Below are 18,516 nucleotides of genomic sequence, written 5' to 3' on the forward strand. Positions count from 1 at the left end.
GTGAGGAACCTCACCGGGGTGAGCGAGCGCCGGGGCGCTACCGTGACGGCGTGCCCCTCAGGAACGCGCTCACCTCCCTCAGCTCCCGCGCCGTGCACGGCATCTGGCGCCGGTTCCAGCGCGCGGGAGCCGTCACGGCCGAGCGCCCCGGGCCGTACGCGTTCCGCCGGATCGGCACCGGGACCCGGCTCGCCTTTCCGCAGGGGACGCTCTTCGGCACTCCGTGGATCGAGCTGGGCGACCACTGCATCGTCGGCCAGGACGTCACGCTGACGGCTGGGATGATGCCGGAGCTGGACCTGGGGCCAGAAACCGTGCTGCGGCTGGGGAACGGCGTGGTGCTGGGACGGGGCAGCCATGTCATAGCGGACACCGAGGTCAGCATCGGGGACGACGTGTTCTGCGGACCGTACGTCTACATCACCTCGACCAACCACTCCTACGACGATCCGGCGCGGCCGGTCGGTAAGCAGTGGCCCCGTACCGCGCCGGTCGAGATAGGGGCCGGCAGCTGGATCGGCGCGGGAGCCGTCGTACTGCCGGGCGCCAGGCTGGGGCGGAACGTGGTGGTCGCGGCGGGTGCCGTGGTGCGGGGTGAGGTGCCCGACCACGCGGTGGTCGCGGGCGCCCCCGCCAAGGTGGTGCGCCGCTTCGACCCGGATCAGGGCTGGCAGCCACCACTGCGCACCCCGCCGCCGGTGCCCGTGCCGGAGGGCGTCACCCCGCAGCAACTGGTGGCCCTGGCCGAACTTCCCCGCCAGCACGGCCGGCCGGACGGCGACACGGAGGGCGTGCAGGGCACGGAGGACGGCGCGGAGGGTGCGGAGGACGGCGTGGAGGACCTGGAGGACGGTGTGGAGGACACCGCGTCCGACCGCTGACGCCGGAGTGCGGTCAGCCCGAGGCGAGCAGCACCGTGCCCAGCAGCGCCAGCCCGGCACCCGCGGTCTGCATGGCCCGCAGCCGCTCCTGGAGCACGCCCCGGGCGGCCAGCGCGGTGACGACGGGGTAGAGCGAGGCGAGCACTGCGGCGACCGTGACCGGGCCGTGCTGCGCGGCGACGGCGTACGTGCCGTTGGCGGCGACGTCGGCCAGTCCGACGAAGACCAGCGCGGGCAGTGCCGTCCACACTGCCCGCATCCCCTCCTCGGGAAGCGCGGGGGTACCCCGCCGCACCGAGGCGTAGAGCGCGCCGCCGCCCACGACCACGTTGACCACCCGCTGCACGAACAGCGTGAGGAAGAGCCCCGTGACGGTCGTGGACGCCTCGGCGACCAGGCTCATCGTCGCACCGAAGCCGAAGGCGGCGACGACGGTCAGCAGGATCGTGCGCTGCTGCACGGGCGCCCCGCCACCGCCCACGCCACCGGCCAGTACCACGCCGGTGACGGCGACCAGGGTGCCCGCCGCCTGCACCAGGCCGGGCCGTTCGCCGTGCAGCACCATGCCGACGGCCACCGGAACGGCCACGCTGCCGAGGGTCGCGACGGGGGAGACCACGCCCATCGGGCCGATGGCCAGCGCCCGGTAGAAGCACAGCATCGACACCGGTCCGATGGCCCCGGCCGCCACCGCGCACCACAGCAGGCGGGCGTCCAGCTCGCTCCAGGCGCCCGTGCCGAGCACGATGGCGCCCAGCACCAGGCAGGCCGCGCCCTGCGAGACGACCACCACGGTCAGCTCGCGCAGCCGTTTGCTGAGCAGCCCGCCGCCGAAGTCGGCCAGCCCCCACAGGAGACTGGTGGCCAGCGCGAAGACAGCGGTCATGACGGAATCCCTCGCAGTACAGTGTGGTGAACGCTTAAGTCCAGCACACCGTAGTTCACCATAGTGCACTCTGTCATCTATTATTTTGGATGGTGCGGAACACCGTGACGGACCTCGACAACCTCACGCAGGCGCTGGCCCGCAATCTCAAACATCTGCGGGCCGAGCGCGGCTTCACCCTGGACGCGCTGGCGGCGCGGGCAGGCGTCAGCCGGGGCATGCTCATCCAGATCGAACAGGCCCGCACCAACCCCAGCGTCGGCACCGTCGTCAAGATCGGCGACGCTCTCGGCGTCAGCATCACCTCGCTGCTGGACTTCGACCAGGAGCCGCAGGTCCGGCTGGTCCCGCCGGAGCAGGCCGTACGGCTGTGGTCCACCGAGGCGGGCAGCCACAGCACCCTGCTCGCGGGCACGGAGGCGCCCGGTCCGCTGGAGCTGTGGAGCTGGAAGCTGGTGCCGGGCGACGCCAGCAGCTCCGACCCGCATCCCATCGGCACCACCGAGCTCGTCCACGTCAGCGCGGGCACGCTCACCCTGGAGGTGGACGGGGACAAGTACACCGTCCCGGCCGGAACCTCCGCCTGCTTCGAGTCCCACGTGCCGCACGGCTATCGCAACGACGGCACGGAAACCGTCGAGATGACCATGGCCGTCTCGGTCCCCGAACCGCGCTGACCAAGCATCGCGCGGTTGGCTAAGGTGCCGGTATGCGAGCGCCCATCGGAGACTTCGACCACGCCCGGCCGGCCCCCGAGGTGCTGGACCAGCTGGCCGCACCTGTCGGCGCCGCCGTGCGCGGCTGGGAAGGTCCGGTCGCCGCCGACCAGTTGCTCTACGTGGACACCGATCCGGAGAAGGCCGACACCGCCGTCTTCGTGGAGTCCTACGGCGAGGATCTGCTGGAGACCTCGGCCAACTGTGTCGTCGTCGCCGCCAAACAGGGCGGGGTCCGCACCTTCGCGGCATGCGTGGCGCTCTCCTCCTGCCGCGTCGACGTCAACGGAGCGGTGCGGCGCACCCTGGGCGCCCGGAAGGTGTCCTTCGCGCCGCACGAGACCGCCGTCGGCGAGACCGGCATGGAGTACGGCGGCATCACCCCCATCGGGCTGCCCGCCGACTGGCCGCTGCTGCTGGACGCCGAAGTCGCCGCACTGCCCTGGGTGTTGATCGGCAGCGGCAGCCGCAGGGGCAAGCTGATCGTGCCCGGCAAGGCGCTGGCCGCCCTGCCCGGCGCCGAGATCGTGGAGGGGCTGGGACAGCGCGGCTAGCTCCGCGCTCAGTCCCTGGGAGGCCGGGCGGCGGCGTCCAGCGTGCTCGCATCCAGCGACAGCGGGATCGAGTGCTCGGCGAAGCCCATGGACCGGTACATCGCCTCCGCCTCCGGCGTCGCATGCAGATCCACGCGCGTGACGCCGCGGCGGGCGAACTCCTCCAGGAGCGCGGCGGTCGTCGCCCGCGCGTATCCGCGACCGCGGTACCGCTCGTCGGTGCACACGTTGAAGATGAAGCCGAACAGCCCGTGCGGACTCACCGGTGCGGGCAGCCGCTCCTCGATCCGGCCCACCGCGCACGCCGCGAGGTGGGTCGGCAGTCCGGGCCCGTCGCCGTCCACCACGAACGCCGGCAACGGAGAGTCCTGCTGTGCGAGCTGCCGACGCGCGACCCGGACGGCTTCCTTCTCCCACGGCCCCGGCTCGTCCCGCCCGCTCATCGCGGCGAACATGAGCCTGCGCAGCCGTACGATCTCCTCGGCATCGTCCGGCGTGGCCCTGCGTATGTCGATCATGCGCTGGAGGTTACCCGGACGCTCTGGTCGCGGTGATCGAGTTTTCCTCCCCCAGCCTTCGGCCGGGAGGTGCCTCCAACCCTCGCCGAACCCGTCCATGCAGTCGTGGAGGACCTGGACCGGCTCCTCGCGCACCCCGCCGAGCAGACCGGCCAGTCGGTCGGTCGGCGGGGTGCGGGTGTCGTCGAAGGCGGCAGCCTCCGGGAGGTAGTCCCGCACCAGCCAGAAACGTTCGCGGAAGATGCGCTGGTCCGCCGTCTTGGTGGCGCGCCGTTGCGGCGGAGAACTCCCGGTTCAGTCCAGGCGGGGGATCTCGATGGCGGGGCAGCGGTCCATCACCATGCGGAGGCCGGCTGCGCGGGTGCGCTCGTATGCTGCCTCGTCCACGACCCCGAGCTGGAACCAGACGGCCTGGGCGCCGATCGCCACTGCCTCGTCGGCGACCGGTCCCGCAAGGGCGGAGTTGACGAAGACGTCCACCACGTCCACGGAGAAGGGGATGTCCGCAAGGCTCGCGTAGCCACGCTCGCCGTGCACCGTCTCCGCCTTCGGGTGGACGGGCACGATCCGCTTGCCGTAGCGCTGGAGCACCTGGGCCACCCCGTACGCGGGCCGGGAAGTGTTCCGCGAGAGGCCCACCACCGCCCAGGTGTCACCCAGCTCGGTGAGAATCTCCCGTACCGTCACGGAATCGCCGTCCATCGGTGTCTCTCCTCCATAGCAGCCCTTTCCTGGGACAACGGCTCGCACCCCGCGCCGATTCCCGTGGCCCTGGCCATAGGCTGGCGGGATGCAGCAGGAGCAGCAGCCCGAGGGGCCCGCGGAGTACATCACCGTCGCGGCGGAGGGCGTGCACGAGACCGAGGTCAACCGCTCCCGCTTTCTGTGCGCCCTCGCCCCCGCCGCCACCGAGGCCGAGGCGCAGGAGTTCATCGCGCGGGTCCGCAAGCAGCACCCCGGCGCCAACCACAACTGCTCGGCCTACGTCATCGGTGCCGACGCGAGCATCCAGAAGGCGAACGACGACGGCGAACCGGGCGGTACCGCGGGCGTGCCGATGCTCCAGATGCTGCTGCGCCGCGAGGTCCGCTACGCGGTCGCTGTCGTCACCCGCTACTTCGGCGGCGTCAAGCTGGGCGCGGGCGGCCTGATCCGCGCGTACGGCGGAGCGGTGGGCGAGGCCCTGGACGCCGTCGGGACGGTCACCCGGCGGCGCTTCCGGCTGGTGACGGTCACGGTCGGCCATGAGCGTGCCGGACGCCTGGAGAACGATCTGCGCGCCACAGGCCGCGAGGTGCGCGAGGTGCACTACGGCGCCGAGGTCACCATCGAACTTGGGCTGCCCGACGCCGATCTGGCCGACTTCCGTGGCTGGCTCGCCGACGCGACCGCGGGCACCGCGCGGGTCGACGTGGGCGGCGAGGCGTTCGGCACCGTCTGAGCGAGGGGATGGGCCGCGGCCAGGGGGCGCGGCACGGTGTGGTGCGGTGCCGTACGGAGCCGCAGATCGCGCTCGGTCCGGGGTGCGGCACGCACTGTCAGTGGTGGGCCTTAAGGTCGTTGACCATGCGTCTGCTGCACACCTCGGACTGGCATCTGGGCCGGAGCTTCCACCGCGTGAGCCTCCTCGATGCCCAGCGCGCCTTCCTCGACCATCTGGTCGCCACCGTCCAGGAGCGCGCGGTGGACGCCGTGCTCGTCTGCGGCGACATCTACGACCGCGCGGTTCCCCCGCTCGCCGCAGTCGAGATGTTCGACCACGCGCTGCAACGCCTGGCCGAGCTCTCCGTGCCCACCGTGATGATCTCCGGCAACCACGACTCGGCCCGCCGCCTGGGTGTCGGCTCCAAGCTGATGGGCCGCGCGGGCGTCCACCTGCGCACCGACCCGCAGGAGTGCGGCACGCCGGTGCTGCTCGACGACGCCTCAGGGGGAGGCCAGGTCGCCGTCTACGGACTGCCCTACCTGGAGCCCTCGCTGGTACGGCAGACCCTCGGCGCCCGGCGCGCCGGGCACACCGCCGTGCTCCGCGCCGCGATGGACAAGGTCCGCGCAGACCTCGCGGCCAGGCCGGCCGGGACCCGCTCCGTCGTCCTGGCGCACGCCTTCGTCACCGGGGCCGAAGTCTCCGACAGCGAGCGGGACATCACCGTCGGCGGGGTCGCTTCCGTGCCCGCTTCCGTCTTCGACGGCGTCGATTACGCCGCGCTCGGCCATCTGCACAACTGCCAGTCCATCACCGAAAGGGTGCGCTACTCCGGCACCCCGATCGCCTACTCCTTCTCCGAGGCGGGCCACCCCAAGTCCATGTGGCTGGTCGACCTCGGCCCCGGCGGTGACCTCGCCGCCGAGCGGCTGCACTGCCCCGTACCGCGTCGCCTCGCCCGGCTGCGCGGCACGCTCGACGAACTGCTGGCGAACCCGGACCACGAGCAGCACACGGACTCCTGGGTGGAGGCCACCCTCACCGATGCCGCCCGCCCCCACGACCCGATGGCCCGGCTGGCGAGGCGCTTCCCGCACACCGTCAGCCTCGTCTTCGCACCCGAGCGGGAGGAGACCGACGACGGACGCTCCTACGCCGTACGGCTGAAGGGCCGTACCGACCGGCAGATCGCCGAGGACTTCGTCGGCCATGTACGTCCCGGACGGCAGGCGGCGCCCGAGGAACGCGAGATGCTGGGCCAGGCGCTCGAGGCGGTGCGGGTTGCCGAGGCCGCCGAGCCGGGCGAGCCGCCTGCCGCCTCCCGAACGGGTCCTGCCGTCTCCCGTACGGCGCCCACGGTGCACCCCGCCGACGGCAGCAGTCGGCGCCCGGCCGTCGGCAGCGGGCGCGAGGTGGCGCGTTGAGGCTGCACCGGCTCACCCTCACCGCCTTCGGCCCGTTCAGCGGCACCCACGCCGTCGACTTCGACACCCTCTCCTCGGCCGGGCTCTTCCTGCTGCACGGTCCCACGGGCGCGGGCAAGACCTCGGTGCTGGACGCCGTGTGCTTCGCCCTCTACGGCGGCGTGCCCGGCGCCCGCCAGCAGCCGGGCGGCACCCTGCGCAGCGACCATGCCGACCCGCACACCCGCACCCAGGTGGTCCTCGAACTGACCGTCGCAGGGCGGCGGCTGGAGATCAGCCGCGCCCCCGAGCAGCTCCGCCCCAAGGCCCGCGGCACCGGCCTCACCCGGGAACGGGCCCGCTGCGAACTGCGCGCCTGGGACCCGGTGACCGGCGAGTGGCACGGCCTCAGCCGCTCCCACCAGGAGATCGGTGAGGAGATCAGCCAGGCGCTCGGCATGAGCAAGGACCAGTTCTGCCAAGTGGTCCTGCTGCCGCAGGGCGACTTCGCGCGGTTCCTGCGCTCCAATGCCGAGGATCGGGCGAAGCTGCTGGGGCGCCTCTTCGACACCGGCAGGTTCGCTGCGGTGGAGGAAGAGCTGGCGCGGATGCGCAAGAGCGCGCAGCACGAGGTGGTCTCGGCCGACGAGGAACTGCTGGCCCTCGCCCACCGGATGCGGCAGGCGGTCGGCGACCCGGCCGAGTTGGGCGAGGGCCCGACGGCCGCGCCCGAGGCGGATTCCGTACCCGGTCAGCGCACTGCCCCGGCGTCCACCGCCACACCGGGCAGCACCGGCGGCGGGCGGACCGGCACCCGGGCCAAGCAGGCCAAGGCACCCGAGCGGGGGAGGCTCGCCCCCGGCGACCCCGGTCTCACCGACGCCGTACTGACCTGGGCGGCACAGGCCCGCTCGTACGCCCGCGAACGCCTCACCTCCGCCGCTCTCGCCGCCGAGACGGCGCGCGAGCGGTACGGCACCGCAGCACGGGAGTTGGAGGCGAGCCGCGAACTCGACCGGGAGCAGCAGCGGTTCGCCCGCGCCCGGCAGCGCGCCGAGGAGCTGACTGCCAGGAGCCAGGAGCGGGACGCGCTGCGGCGCAGGCTGGAGCGGGCGCAGGCTGCCGAGGCCGTGGCCCCCGCACTCCGGCTGCACCATGCTGCACGCGACGAACACGCTCAGGCCCGCACCGCCGAACGGAACGCCCGCGCCCACCTCCCGCAGACCCTGGCCGACGCCGGGCCCGAGCGGCTGTCGGCCCTGGAGCGGGAGCTGCGCCAGGAGCTGGGCGCGCTGCGGGCCACCCGCGAGGAGGAGCCGCGGGCAGCCGGGATCGAGGCCGAACTGCGCCGTCTGGACGCCGAGTCCCGGGCCGACGAGGAACTGCTCCGCGAGGCGGGGGAGTGGCTGGCGGGCTGGGAGGAGCAGCGGCACGCCCTGCAGCGCCGGGTGGACGAGGCGCTGGAGGCCGCCACCCGCGCCGAACGCCTCGCGGGCAGGCTGCACCCGGCCCGCGCGCGCCTGCAGGCCGCCCGCCGCCGCGACCAGCTCGCCGCCGAGATCGAGACCGCCGCCGAAGACCTCCGGAGCGCCAGGGAAGAGGCCGCCGAGGCGAAGGAGCAGTGGCTCGCCCTGCGGGAGCGGCGGCTGCGTGGCATCGCGGCCGAGCTCGCCGCGAACCTGACAGCGGGCGAGCCGTGCGCCGTCTGCGGCTCCACGGCGCACCCCGATCCGGCGCGCGAGGAGCCGGACCACGTCGACCGCGCGGCCGAGGACGAGGCACTCGCCGCCTCGCAACGTACCGCGGAGCGCCGCCAGTCGGCCGAGCAGCGACTTGCCGCGCTGCGCGAGAGCCACAGCGCCGTGCAGGCGGAAGCGGCGGGCCGGGGAGGCGCCGAAGGACCGGAGGCCGAGGGCGCCGGCTTCGCGGGGCCGGGCGCCGGGCCGGGCGCCGAACGGGCGACCGGCACAGGCACCGAGCCCGCTGCTGCGAGCGGCTCTCGGCCCGAGGCGGGTGGTCCCCGGCGGACCGCGGGGGAGACCGCCCGGTCGGTAGCGGACCCGGGCGCGAGCGCCGAGGCGCTGGCCGCCGCCGTCATCGCGCTGGAACACGAGCATGCGCAGGCCCACGCACAGGCGTCCGGCACCCATGAGGCCCGCGAGGTGCTGGCCGCCGCCGAGAGGGAGCACGCCGAGAGGCAGGCCGCGCGCCAGGACGCCGAGCGCCGTGCCGCAGCCCGCACTTCGACCCGGGACGCGCTCCAGCGGGAGCTGGCGGCCCTCACCGAGCGGCTGACGAAGGCCCGCGGCGAGGCTCCCAGCGTCGCAGCGCGCTTCGCCGAACTGGAGCGCCGCGTCGGGCTGCTGTCCCAGGCCGCGGAGGCAGCGCGTACGGCCGTACGCACTGCCGAACGGCTCACGGACTCTGCCGCGCAGCTGGCGGACGCCGCACACCGGGCCGGTTTCACCGACGCCGACGACGCCGGACAGGCCGTGCTGCCCGACTCCGAACAGCGCGAGCTGCGCGCCCGCCTGGAGCGCTGGCAGGCCGAAGAGGCTGCCGTACGCGAGGAGTTGGCCGACCCGGCGCTCGCCGCGGCGGCTGCCCGGCCGGCGGCGCGGCCGGAGGCGGCCCAGGCCGTTGCCGAGGCCGCCGAGGAGCGGCTGCGTGCCGCCGACGCCGAGCACCACGCGGCGCGCGGCCGGGTGGCGGCGCTGGAGGAGCTGGGCGGGCGGGCCGCCGACCGTGCCCGCCGGCTGGCGCCGTTGCGTACGGCCTACGACCGCATCGCCCGGCTGGCCGGGCTCGCGGCGGGCACCTCCGCGGAGAACGAGCGCCGTATGCGACTGGAGTCGTATGTACTGGCCGCCCGGCTCGAACAGGTCGCCGGGGCCGCCTCGGCGCGGCTCGCCCGGATGTCCGGCGGGCGCTACACGCTGGTGCACTCCGACGAACGTGCCTCCGGGCGCGGCAGATCCGGGCTGGGACTGCATGTGGTGGACGCCTGGACGGGCGCCGAGCGGGACACCGCCACGCTCTCCGGCGGCGAGACCTTCTTCGCCTCCCTCGCCCTTGCCCTCGGCCTCGCCGACGTGGTCACCGAGGAGGCCGGCGGCACCCGCTTGGAGACCCTCTTCATCGACGAGGGGTTCGGCAGCCTGGACGAGCAGACGCTGGACGAGGTGCTGGACGTGTTGGATTCCCTGCGCGAGAGGGATCGCTGCGTGGGCATCGTCAGCCATGTGGCCGACCTGCGTCAGCGGGTGCCGGCTCAATTGGAGGTCGTCAAGTCGCGGTCGGGCTCCGCATTGCGCCACCACACGGCCCCGGCAGTCGGCTGACGTGCCAGTCCGGCGGTGCCGAACCCACCCCGGCCCGGGACGGGTTCGGCACCGCCGGTGGCGCGGCGGGAAAAAGGGCGGCTCAGAGCACCGAGAGCTCCGCCACCAGGTCATCCAGCCCCAGGGAACCCAATGAGAGGGCTGCCATATGCCAAGCCTTGGCATCGAAGGCGGCGCCGCGCTCGCGCTGCGCCGCATCGCGGCCCTCCAACCAGGCGCGCTCGCCCAGCTTGTAGCCGATGGCCTGGCCCGGCATGCCCAGGTAACGCACCAGCTCGCTCTCCACGAAATCCGCGGGGCGCCCGCTGTGCATGCCGAAGAACTCCTGCGCGAGCTCGGGGGTCCACCGCTCGCCCGGGTGGAAGGGGGAGTCGGCGGGGATCTCCAGCTCCAGGTGCATGCCGATGTCGATGATCACCCGGGTGGAGCGCATCATCTGCGCGTCCAGGTAGCCCAGCCGCCGCTCGGCCGTGGTCAGGAAGCCCAGCTCGTCCATGAGCCGCTCGGCATACAGCGCCCAGCCCTCGGCGTTGGCGCTGACCATGCCGACGGTCGTCTGGTAGCGGGAGAGCCTGTCGGCGACGTACGTCCACTGCGCGAGCTGCAGATGATGTCCCGGCACGCCCTCGTGGTACCAGGTGGTGACCAGGTCGTAGACCGGGAACCGGGTCTCTCCCATGGTGGGCAGCCAGGTGCGGCCCGGCCGGGAGAAGTCCAGCGACGGCTGGGTGTAGTACGGCGCGGCGGCGCTGCCGGGCGGGGCGATCCTGGCCTCCACCCGGCGTACCGGCTCCGCCAGCTCGAAGTGGGTGCCGTCCAGCGCGGTGATGGCCTCGTCCATCAGCCCCTGGAGCCACTCGCGTACCGCCTCGACGCCCTCGATGGCCTCGCCGTGCGTGTCCAGGTGGCGCAGCGCATCCCAAGGGGTCTCCGCGCGGGGGAGGATCTTCCCCGCCTCGGCGCGCATCTCGGCGAGCAGCCGGTGGAACTCCTCCCAGCCGTAGCGGTACGCCGCCTCCAGGTCGAGGTCGGCGCCGTTCCAGTAGCGGGACCAGAGTGCGTACCGCTCGCGGCCCACCGTCTCGGGGGCGCCCGCGATGCCCGGTGCGTACACGTCCCGCAGCCAGTCTCGCAGTTCGGAGATGGCGCGGGTGGCCTCGGCGGCGGCTTCGCCGAGTTCGGAGCGGAGGGTGTCGGGGCAGCTGCCGGCGAACTGTGCGAACCAGCCCCGGTCGTCCTCCGAGTCCTTCTCACCCAGCCACTGCGCCAGCTGTCCCAGTACCGTGGAGACTTGGCGGGGTCCGGCGTACAGGTCGCGCGAGAGCCCCTCGGCGAGGGAGGCACGGTACCCGTCGAGCGCGACCGGCATCGCGCGCATCCGGGCGGCGACCACCTTCCAGTCCTCCTCCGTCTCGGACGGCATCACGGTGAAGATGCCACGCACCGAATGGAGCGGCGAGTGGATGTTGCTGACGGCGCGCAGCCCCTCGCCCGCCTCGTGGACGGCCAGCTGGGCGGTCAGCCGCTCGTGCAGCAGCCGTGCGCAGCGCCGCTCCTCGTCGCTGTCGCCGCCGGGCCGCGCCTGAGCCGCTGCCAGCTCCTCCAGGGTGGTGCGGCACAGTACGGCCATCGCCTCCTGGCCCGCGGGCGAGAAGTCGGGCAGCTTGCTGTGGCTCTCGGGCACCCCGAGGTAGGTGCCGGTGATCGGGTCGAGTTCGACGAGCGCGTCGACGTAGGTGTCGGCTACCTGGCGCGGCAGGGGGCCGGGGGTCGCTGTGTTGATCGCATCGGACATGGGCCCATCCTCGTACGCCGGTGCCCTCGCCGTCAGTACCGGGACGGCGCAGGTGGGGCATCGGAGCCCGGCGCAGGCGCGGTGCTCAGCGCGGTGCCACGGCAGCGGACGCCAGGGCGGCGGTCACCACCAGGGTGCCCTCCTCCACCTGGTAGTCGAGCGGCAGCCCGAGTCCGCGCATCGCCGCGACCATGCCCGTGTTCGACGACTGGGTGACGGCGTAGACGCTCTCGCAGCGTGCCTCGCGTGCCATTCCGATCAGCCGTCGCAGCAGTGCCGAGCCGATGCCCCGGCGCTGCCAGGCGTCCTCGACCAGCAGCGCCGCCTCCGTCTCGTCGCCGTCCCACAGCAGGTGCCCGAGCGCCACCAACTCGCCCGCGGGTGACTCCACGGCGAGGGTGCGGCCGAAGCGGGGGGAGAGCAGGTGCCGCAGATAGCGGTCGGCGTCCTTGACGGGGCCGTGGTAGCGCCGGCTGAGCGTCTGCTTCGAGCAGCGGGCGTGCATGGCCAGCGCCGCTTCCAGATCGCCCTCGTCGGCGCGGCGGATGGTGACCGCCCGGCCCTCGGGCAGGGTCAGCGAGTGCTGCTCGCGCGGGGTACGCCGCCCCAGCCGCGCGTCCAGCTCCACCAGGGCGTGCGCCCGCGCGAACTCGGTGGGGGTGAAGGGCACATGGTGCCGTTCCACGACGATCTCTCCTCCGGCAGGGTCGGGCAGGCGCAGCAGCGTACCCTCCAGTGTGCCCTCTGCGGGGGTGTCGCCGGGTACCGAACGGATCGTGCAGCGGCCCAGCAATGTCCGCAGGGCCAGCGGGAGTTCGGCGGTGTCCAGCGCTGCCCGGGTGGCCAGGCCGAGGATACGGGTGGGAGTGTCGACCAGGTCGTGGGTGTCGGCCCGCTCGGTCCAGGTCTCGCTGCCGCCCGCCTCGGACAGCAGCCGGGCCAGCTCGTGCGGCTCCAGTGCCGCGGGGGTGCGCAGCAGGAACTCGTCCACCGTGCGGTCGCCGAGCGGGTGTGTCTGGAGCGTGAGGATGTCGACCCGGCCCGTCGCCAGTGCACTGCACACCCGGGCGAGGGAGCCCGGTTCCTCACGTACGGTCGTCCGCACCCGCCACAGCGCGGTGGCGTCGTCGGGGCCCGGCCGGCCGTCGGCGCCGGTGCTCTTGCCGGAACGTTCGCCGTACTGTTCCCGGGCGCGCCACGCCCGCCAGCCGTTCCGTGCGGCCAGCGTCGCACGGTGCCAGGGGCGAGTCGTCGCGCCGGTCGCGGTGCCCGTCTTCTTCGCGGCAGAGTCGTCAGCCATACGGCCACCCTGCTGGACGGTCATTGCCTGACCACGAACGAAGCATGACAGGTGCGTAAAATGAGCGCCTGGCGGTCAAACGCCCCCTTTTGACCAGCTGTTGAGCGTTCATCCTTGAGCGGGCCACGCCCGGGCCAGCCGTCGCAGCACCTGCCCGCACCGGTGCGCGTACAGCCGTTGCAGCACCGGCACCACGGGGCCCGCCGCGCGGGTCCACCACACCGCCGGCTTGCTGTAGGCCCACACGGTCAGCCAGACCCGGCCGTCCTCGGCATGCTCGACCAGGAACGCCTCTTCGCCGCGCTCCGGGTGGCCCGGCAGCGTCCCGTACGCCCATCCGGCGCGGCGCTCCTCCACAACGGTCCACACCACCCGGCACGGCCCGTACACCCGCAGCCGCCCCACACCCAGTCCGACCGTCACCCGCACACCGGGTGCCGCCCGTTCGCTGTCCGTCTCCATCCGTACGCCCATGGCGCGGTGCATGCGCCACTCCAGCAGGTCCCCCGAGTCCGCCGTGAAGGCGGCCTCGCCGGTGCCCAGCCGGGTGCGTACGCACAGCGGACGGAAACCGGGCGGTGTCACCCGGTGTGCGGTACGGCCGACGGGTGTGTAGCTGAACGCGGGCTGCGGTGCGGTCACGGCTGTTGCCCTGGCCGCGTTACTGGCCCACCCGGCCTGGTTCGAGCACCTTGGTGAACAGCACCGCGCCGCTCTCCTCGCGCAGCCGCACCGTCATCTCGCCGGTGGAGCCGTCGATGTCCACCTGGCCGACGTACTGTCCGCCCTCGGTCGGCGGCGTGTTGGGGCGGGTCGGGGCCTTGATGAACTTCTGGTCGGGCCCGAAGGTGCCGTCCAGTTTCAGCGCACCGAACCCGCCCGCGTTCAGCGGCCCGGAGACGAACTCCCAGAACGGCGCGAAGTCCTTGAACGCCGCACGGTCGGGGTCGTACCGCTGCGCACAGGTGTGGTGCACGTCCGTGGTGAACCACACGGTGCCGGTGATCCGGTGCTGCTTGATGTGCCGCAGCAGCTCCGCGATCTGCAACTCCCGGCCGAGCGGGGCGCCCGGGTCGCCCTGCGCGACCGCCTCGAAGTCGGTCTTGCCGTCCGGTACGACCAGCCCCAGCGGCATGTCCGAGGCGATCACCTTCCACACAGCCCGGGAGCGCGACAGCTCACGCTTGAGCCACTTCAGCTGCCGCTCGCCCAGGATGCCCTGGGTGTCGTCCGGCTGGCGGCCCGGCGAGTTGGCGTTCCGGTAGGCGCGCATGTCCAGTACGAAGACGTCCAGCAGCGGGCCGTGCCGCAGCACGCGGTAGACGCGCCCGTCCTCGTCCTTGGGCGGCAACGTGCTGACGGGGAAGTACTCCCTGAAGGCCCGCAGCGAGCGGGCCGCGAGGGTGGAGACGTTCTTCTCGGTGTACCTGTCGTCGTCCAGGATCTCGCCCGGGTACCAGTTGTTGAGCACCTCGTGGTCGTCCCACTGCACGATCGACGGCACCTGTGCGTTGAACCGGCGCAGGTTCTCGGCCAGCAGGTTGTAGCGGAAGTTGCCGCGGAACTCCGCCAGCGTCTCGGCCACCTTGGACTTCTCCTCGGTGGTGACGTTCCGCCACACCCCGCCGTCCGGCAGCTCCACCCGCTCCTGGATGGGCGCGTCGGCGTAGATGGTGTCGCCGCTGTTGAGGAAGAAGTCCGGGTTCAGCTTCCGCATCTGATCGAAGATCGGATAGCCGCCCCGGTCCGGGTTGATGCCCCAGCCCTGGCCCGCCAGGTCACCGGACCACAGGAAGCGCACATCGCGCCTGCGCGTCGGCGCCGTACGGAACGTCCCCTCCACCGGCCGGCCGGAGCGCCGCGGGTCGTCGGGGTCGCTCAGGATCACCCGGTAGTGGATCTGCTCGCCCGGCGGCAGCCCGTGCAGCGCCGTACGCCCCGTGAAGTCGGTCTCCGGGCCCACGACCGGGCCGTACCACCGTTTCGGGTTACGGAACGTCTCGGTGGCCGCCGTCTCCACCACCATCCGCGCCGGGCGGTCCGCACGTACCCACACCAGCCCGGAGGACGTCGTCACGTCCCCGGCCTGTACGCCCCACTCGGCTGCCGGGCGGCCGCGCCGTGCCTGGGCCGGCGCCGCGGCGCTGAGCAGCGGCAACGACAGCGCCGCGCTCGCGCCGACCGTGCCGCGCAGCACTGCCCGCCGCGCGGGGGATCTACCGGTCGCCGGATCGCCTTGTGCCATGTGCGGGCCTCCTTGAAACATGCGGTGTCGAAGAGTCTGCGGTACGCAGGCGTCAGATGTTGCCTGTGTTACCTGTATCCCGTCCGTGTGCCGTACACACGAAGCCACAGTGAACACCGGTGTCACACCGGACAGAAGGGGGACGCCGCGACTCCGTGTGTCCGACCGCTTCCAGCGGCCTAGGATGCCGCTTCACGGACAACTCCACCCGCATGCTGCCCGCTCGCTCCACCCCGGCCCAGGAGGCCCGATGACCACCAGCCGTACGCCCGCCCAGCTCCGTGCGGACATCCGGGTGTGGGGCGGCGCGCCGCACGGTCCCGAGCGTGTCGCGCGGGCGGCGGATCTGGTCGCGGAGGCCGAGGCACTGGCTCAGGCGGGCACCCGGGAAGGGCGGGCCGCACTGGGTGCCGCACTGCTGCATCTGGCCGCCAGCCGCGCCTTCGGCTCCGCGGCGCGCACCACTCCGGCCCCCGTCGCGCGGGCGCTGCGGCTGTGGGACGAGGACCCGGAAGCCTTCGACGCCGACGCCGCGTTCGCACTGCTGTGGTCCCTCAGGTGGGTGGTGGAGGACCTGGTCGCCGACCCGGAGACACCCGTCGCGGACGTCGACGAGTGGCTCACCCTGATGGCCCGCAGCCATGCCGACGCGGGGCTGTCCCAACGCGCCGTGAACGCACGGGAGTTCCTGGCAGCCCAGCGGTTCGGCGACCGGCCGCGCGCCGCCCGCGCCTACGACGACTGGCTGGAGGCGGAACGCGACCGGAGCGCCGACTGCGCGGGCTGCGAGCTGGCCTGGCGCGGCCGGGCGCACGCCACCCGTGCGGAGGAGGCGGAGGCCGAGGCACCCGGCAGCGGGGCTGCGGAGGACGAGGCCGCGCTGCGGATGTGGGAGCCGGTGCTGCGCGGCGAGTACCCGTGCGCCGGCCGGCAGCCGTACGTACTGGCCGCCTCGCTGGCCCCGCTGCTGCGCCTGGGCCGCACCGCCGAGGCCCGCAGCAGACACCTCGCCGGCTATCTGCTGGTCCGCGAGGCGCCTGCCGAGCGCGGCTCCCTCGCACGGCATCTGGAGTTCTGCGCCCGCACCGGCAACGAGCCACGCGGGCTGGAGATCCTCGCCGAGCAGGACGAAGCGCGCTGGGAGCCGCAGGACGACGCCCCCGGCTACGAGGCGTGGCTGTCCGCCGTGGCGCTGCTGATGCGGCGGCTCGGCGATCTCGGCCACAGCGCCCTTCCCGTCCCCGGGCCCCAGGGACAGGACTGGGACGCCGCATCCCTGCTGGAGTACGCCGCCTCACAGGCGCAGGACGTGGCAGAGCGGTTCGACCGGCGTGCCGGCACCACGCTGCACCGCGCGGCCGTCCGCGCCCGGCTCGCCGCACGACCGCTGGCCGCGCACCTTCCGCTCGGCGTCGGCGCGGTGGCGCTCCCACCGGCCGGTACACCGTCCGAGGGAGGGGCCGGGGCAGCGGCGGAGACCGCGGCTGCGGATCCGTACCAGCTGCTGGAAGAGGCGCGGCAGCTGAGCGCCGCCGGGCATCCGGACGCGGCAGCCCGGTGGGCCGCAGTAGAGGATGCCGTAGCCCGTACCGGCGTACGGCTCGGCCAGGGGGAGCGGGCCGAACTCCTCGACCACCGGGCCATGGAGCTGGCCCGCACCGACCCGGCGGCGGGCGCAGCGCGGTTCACGGAGGCGGCGAGCCTCTTCGCCGGCGCGGACCTGCCCGGCGAGGCCCTCGCGTGCCGGGCCCGCGCCGCCTTCGCGGCCTCCTTCGCGCCGGAAGGGACAGCGGTGCCGCCCGAGTCCGTCGATGCGCTGTGCGCGGAGGCCGAGCACCTGCACGCGGAGGGCCGCATCAGCACCCGGCACGCCACCGCCGTACTGCTCACCCGCGCCCGGCTGCGGGCGCACGACCTCGGCGGGGCACACGACGGCGGCGGGAACGGAGGCGGTACGCCCTTCGACGCGGCGAACCCGGCCAACCAGCCGCAGGCTGCCGACACCACGGACACCGCCGAGGCTCAGCAGGCGGACGGCGCCGCCGACCTGCTGGGACCGGAAGCCGACGCCCTCGACGCCGAGCTCGCCCACCTCGTCGCCCTGGCCCTGCCCGACAGCTCCGACCCCGCCGTCCGCGCCCGGATCGCCGAGGCAACCGAGACCCGGGGACGGCTCGCGGCCCAGCGTGGCGACGCCGTACGGGCCGGCGAGCTGCTGGCCGATGCCGCCGACCTCTTCCACGAGGCGGGCCGCCCCTGGTCGGCCACCGGGCCCGAACTCGCACTGGCCCGGCTGCTGATGGAGACCGGCGACCACAAGCGCGCCGCCGAGGTGCTGCGCGGTGCCCTGCAGGACCGTGCGGGCGCTGCCGACCGCACCCCGGCCGACCTCGCACGCCTCCACCTGATGCACGCCGACGTGCACGCCGCACAGGGCCTGCTCGCCGAAGAGGCCGAATCCCTCCGGCACGCCGTGCACGCACTCCAGACCTCGGACGGCGGCATGGAGGTCACCCGCGCCAGGCTCCGGCTCGGCGGCTGTCTGCTCGCCCTCGAACGGCCCGACGAGGCGGCGGCCGTCCTCGTCGCAGCCCTCGGCGAACTGCTGGAGGCCGCCGACGAACCGGGCATCGTGCAGGCATGCGTCTGGCTCGGCCAGTCCTGTGCGCGGCCCGAACAGCTGCACGCCGCAGCCCGGTTGCTGCGCGGCGCCGCCGACCTGCCGCACCCGTGGCAGGACCCGCACGGGCACGCCGTCGTCACCCATCTGGCCGCCGACCTCCACCGCGCCTCCGACCGGTACCCCGCAGCGGCGGAGCTGTACGGGCGGGCCGAGGAGCTGTGGCGGGCACTGGGCGACCCGCATGCGGTGATCCGTACGCTGCACGCCCGGGGCTGGCTGGCGATGGAGTCGGGCGCGCCGGTGGAGGAGTCGCTGCGCTTCATGGACGCGGCGCAGCAGGAGATCACGGCGGTGCTCCATGGCCCGGAGGAGGCGCTGGACGAGGAGCAGCGGCTCCGGCTCCGCCTGGAGACGGGCCACACCTACCGGCAGACTGCCGAACTGCTGATCGAGGCAGTCTCGGTGCCTGCAGCCCCCGCCCCCGGCGAGCAGGGCGCTGCGGCGCTGGACTGCTACGCGCGGGGCATCGAGTACGCGGATCGCGCCGTGACGGCGTTCCACGCCTGCGGCGAGGCCGGGCTGCACGAGGCCACGAGCGCGGAGCTGCGGGCTGCCGCGCTGGAGGTGGACCTGGGCCGCTACGACCAGGCCGTCACTCGGCTCACCCGGGTACGCGCCGCATATCCGGCGGGCACGCCGGACCCCAACGGCGTGGTCGCGGAACGGGTGAGCGAGGCCGGAGCCCTGGAGCTCCGCATCGAGGGCGCACTGAGCTGATGGTTACGCGCCCCGAAGGGGCGCGGGGCTGTGTTCATGTGCGGCTCCGCC

Annotated in this window: 14 protein-coding genes; 7 read left to right on the forward strand and 7 right to left on the reverse strand. The window is 73.6% G+C overall.

Annotated elements, in window-relative coordinates:
• The first annotated feature begins 50 nt into the window (after positions 1 to 50).
• Positions 51 to 881: an acyltransferase gene (locus ACTWQF_RS18870; RefSeq protein WP_443280669.1), complete on the forward strand. Its 831-nt coding sequence runs from the start codon at positions 51 to 53 to the stop codon at positions 879 to 881.
• 13 nt (positions 882 to 894) lie between these two features.
• On the opposite strand, the gene ACTWQF_RS18875 is transcribed toward ACTWQF_RS18870, so the two are convergent.
• A complete protein-coding gene (locus ACTWQF_RS18875) occupies positions 895 to 1,767 on the reverse strand; it encodes an EamA family transporter (protein WP_443280671.1) in 873 nt (290 codons plus the stop codon).
• Positions 1,768 to 1,856: 89 nt separating this feature from the next.
• Here ACTWQF_RS18875 and ACTWQF_RS18880 point away from each other — a divergent pair, with 89 nt between their 5' ends.
• Complete coding sequence (locus tag ACTWQF_RS18880) at positions 1,857 to 2,444, forward strand: helix-turn-helix domain-containing protein (RefSeq protein ID WP_443280673.1); 588 nt, start codon at positions 1,857 to 1,859, stop codon at positions 2,442 to 2,444.
• Between the two features lie 32 nt (positions 2,445 to 2,476).
• On the forward strand, positions 2,477 to 3,037 hold the full coding sequence (locus ACTWQF_RS18885) for a YbaK/EbsC family protein (RefSeq protein ID WP_443280675.1): 561 nt from the start codon (positions 2,477 to 2,479) through the stop codon (positions 3,035 to 3,037).
• Between the two features lie 8 nt (positions 3,038 to 3,045).
• Here the strand turns inward: ACTWQF_RS18885 and ACTWQF_RS18890 are convergent, their stop codons facing one another.
• Complete coding sequence (locus ACTWQF_RS18890) at positions 3,046 to 3,774, reverse strand: GNAT family N-acetyltransferase (RefSeq protein WP_443280677.1); 729 nt, start codon at positions 3,772 to 3,774, stop codon at positions 3,046 to 3,048.
• Positions 3,775 to 3,849: 75 nt separating this feature from the next.
• Positions 3,850 to 4,257: a CoA-binding protein gene (locus ACTWQF_RS18895; RefSeq protein WP_443280680.1), complete on the reverse strand. Its 408-nt coding sequence runs from the start codon at positions 4,255 to 4,257 to the stop codon at positions 3,850 to 3,852.
• 88 nt (positions 4,258 to 4,345) lie between these two features.
• On the opposite strand from ACTWQF_RS18895, the gene ACTWQF_RS18900 reads away from it, so the two are divergent.
• The 3 genes from ACTWQF_RS18900 to ACTWQF_RS18910 all read left to right on the forward strand — a co-directional run bounded on the left by ACTWQF_RS18900 (position 4,346) and on the right by ACTWQF_RS18910 (position 9,725).
• Complete coding sequence (locus tag ACTWQF_RS18900; RefSeq protein WP_443280681.1) at positions 4,346 to 4,996, forward strand: YigZ family protein; 651 nt, start codon at positions 4,346 to 4,348, stop codon at positions 4,994 to 4,996.
• A gap of 125 nt (positions 4,997 to 5,121) precedes the next feature.
• A complete protein-coding gene (locus ACTWQF_RS18905) occupies positions 5,122 to 6,405 on the forward strand; it encodes an exonuclease SbcCD subunit D (RefSeq protein ID WP_443280682.1) in 1,284 nt (427 codons plus the stop codon).
• Positions 6,402 to 9,725: an AAA family ATPase gene (locus tag ACTWQF_RS18910; protein WP_443280684.1), complete on the forward strand. Its 3,324-nt coding sequence runs from the start codon at positions 6,402 to 6,404 to the stop codon at positions 9,723 to 9,725. Before ACTWQF_RS18905 ends, ACTWQF_RS18910 begins: the two co-directional genes overlap by 4 nt.
• 82 nt (positions 9,726 to 9,807) lie before the next feature.
• Here ACTWQF_RS18910 and ACTWQF_RS18915 read toward each other — a convergent pair whose 3' ends face one another.
• The 4 genes from ACTWQF_RS18915 to ACTWQF_RS18930 form a co-directional block, all read right to left on the reverse strand.
• On the reverse strand, positions 9,808 to 11,520 hold the full coding sequence (locus ACTWQF_RS18915) for a DUF885 domain-containing protein (RefSeq protein ID WP_443280686.1): 1,713 nt from the start codon (positions 11,518 to 11,520) through the stop codon (positions 9,808 to 9,810).
• Positions 11,521 to 11,605: 85 nt separating this feature from the next.
• The gene (locus ACTWQF_RS18920) at positions 11,606 to 12,820 is read right to left on the reverse strand and encodes a GNAT family N-acetyltransferase (RefSeq protein WP_443280687.1); all 1,215 of its coding nucleotides are present in this window, start codon (positions 12,818 to 12,820) and stop codon (positions 11,606 to 11,608) included.
• A gap of 108 nt (positions 12,821 to 12,928) precedes the next feature.
• On the reverse strand, positions 12,929 to 13,462 hold the full coding sequence (locus ACTWQF_RS18925; RefSeq protein ID WP_443280689.1) for a DUF1990 family protein: 534 nt from the start codon (positions 13,460 to 13,462) through the stop codon (positions 12,929 to 12,931).
• A gap of 19 nt (positions 13,463 to 13,481) precedes the next feature.
• Entirely contained in the window at positions 13,482 to 15,065 is a 1,584-nt protein-coding gene (locus tag ACTWQF_RS18930) for an alkaline phosphatase D family protein (protein ID WP_443280691.1), read from the reverse strand.
• A 250-nt stretch (positions 15,066 to 15,315) separates the two neighbouring features.
• Here ACTWQF_RS18930 and ACTWQF_RS18935 point away from each other — a divergent pair, with 250 nt between their 5' ends.
• On the forward strand, positions 15,316 to 18,465 hold the full coding sequence (locus ACTWQF_RS18935; protein WP_443280693.1) for a hypothetical protein: 3,150 nt from the start codon (positions 15,316 to 15,318) through the stop codon (positions 18,463 to 18,465).
• Positions 18,466 to 18,516: the final 51 nt, after the last annotated feature.

Origin of the sequence: Streptomyces sp. 8N114, from assembly GCF_052245835.1 — a bacterium.
Classification (GTDB): domain Bacteria; phylum Actinomycetota; class Actinomycetes; order Streptomycetales; family Streptomycetaceae; genus Streptomyces.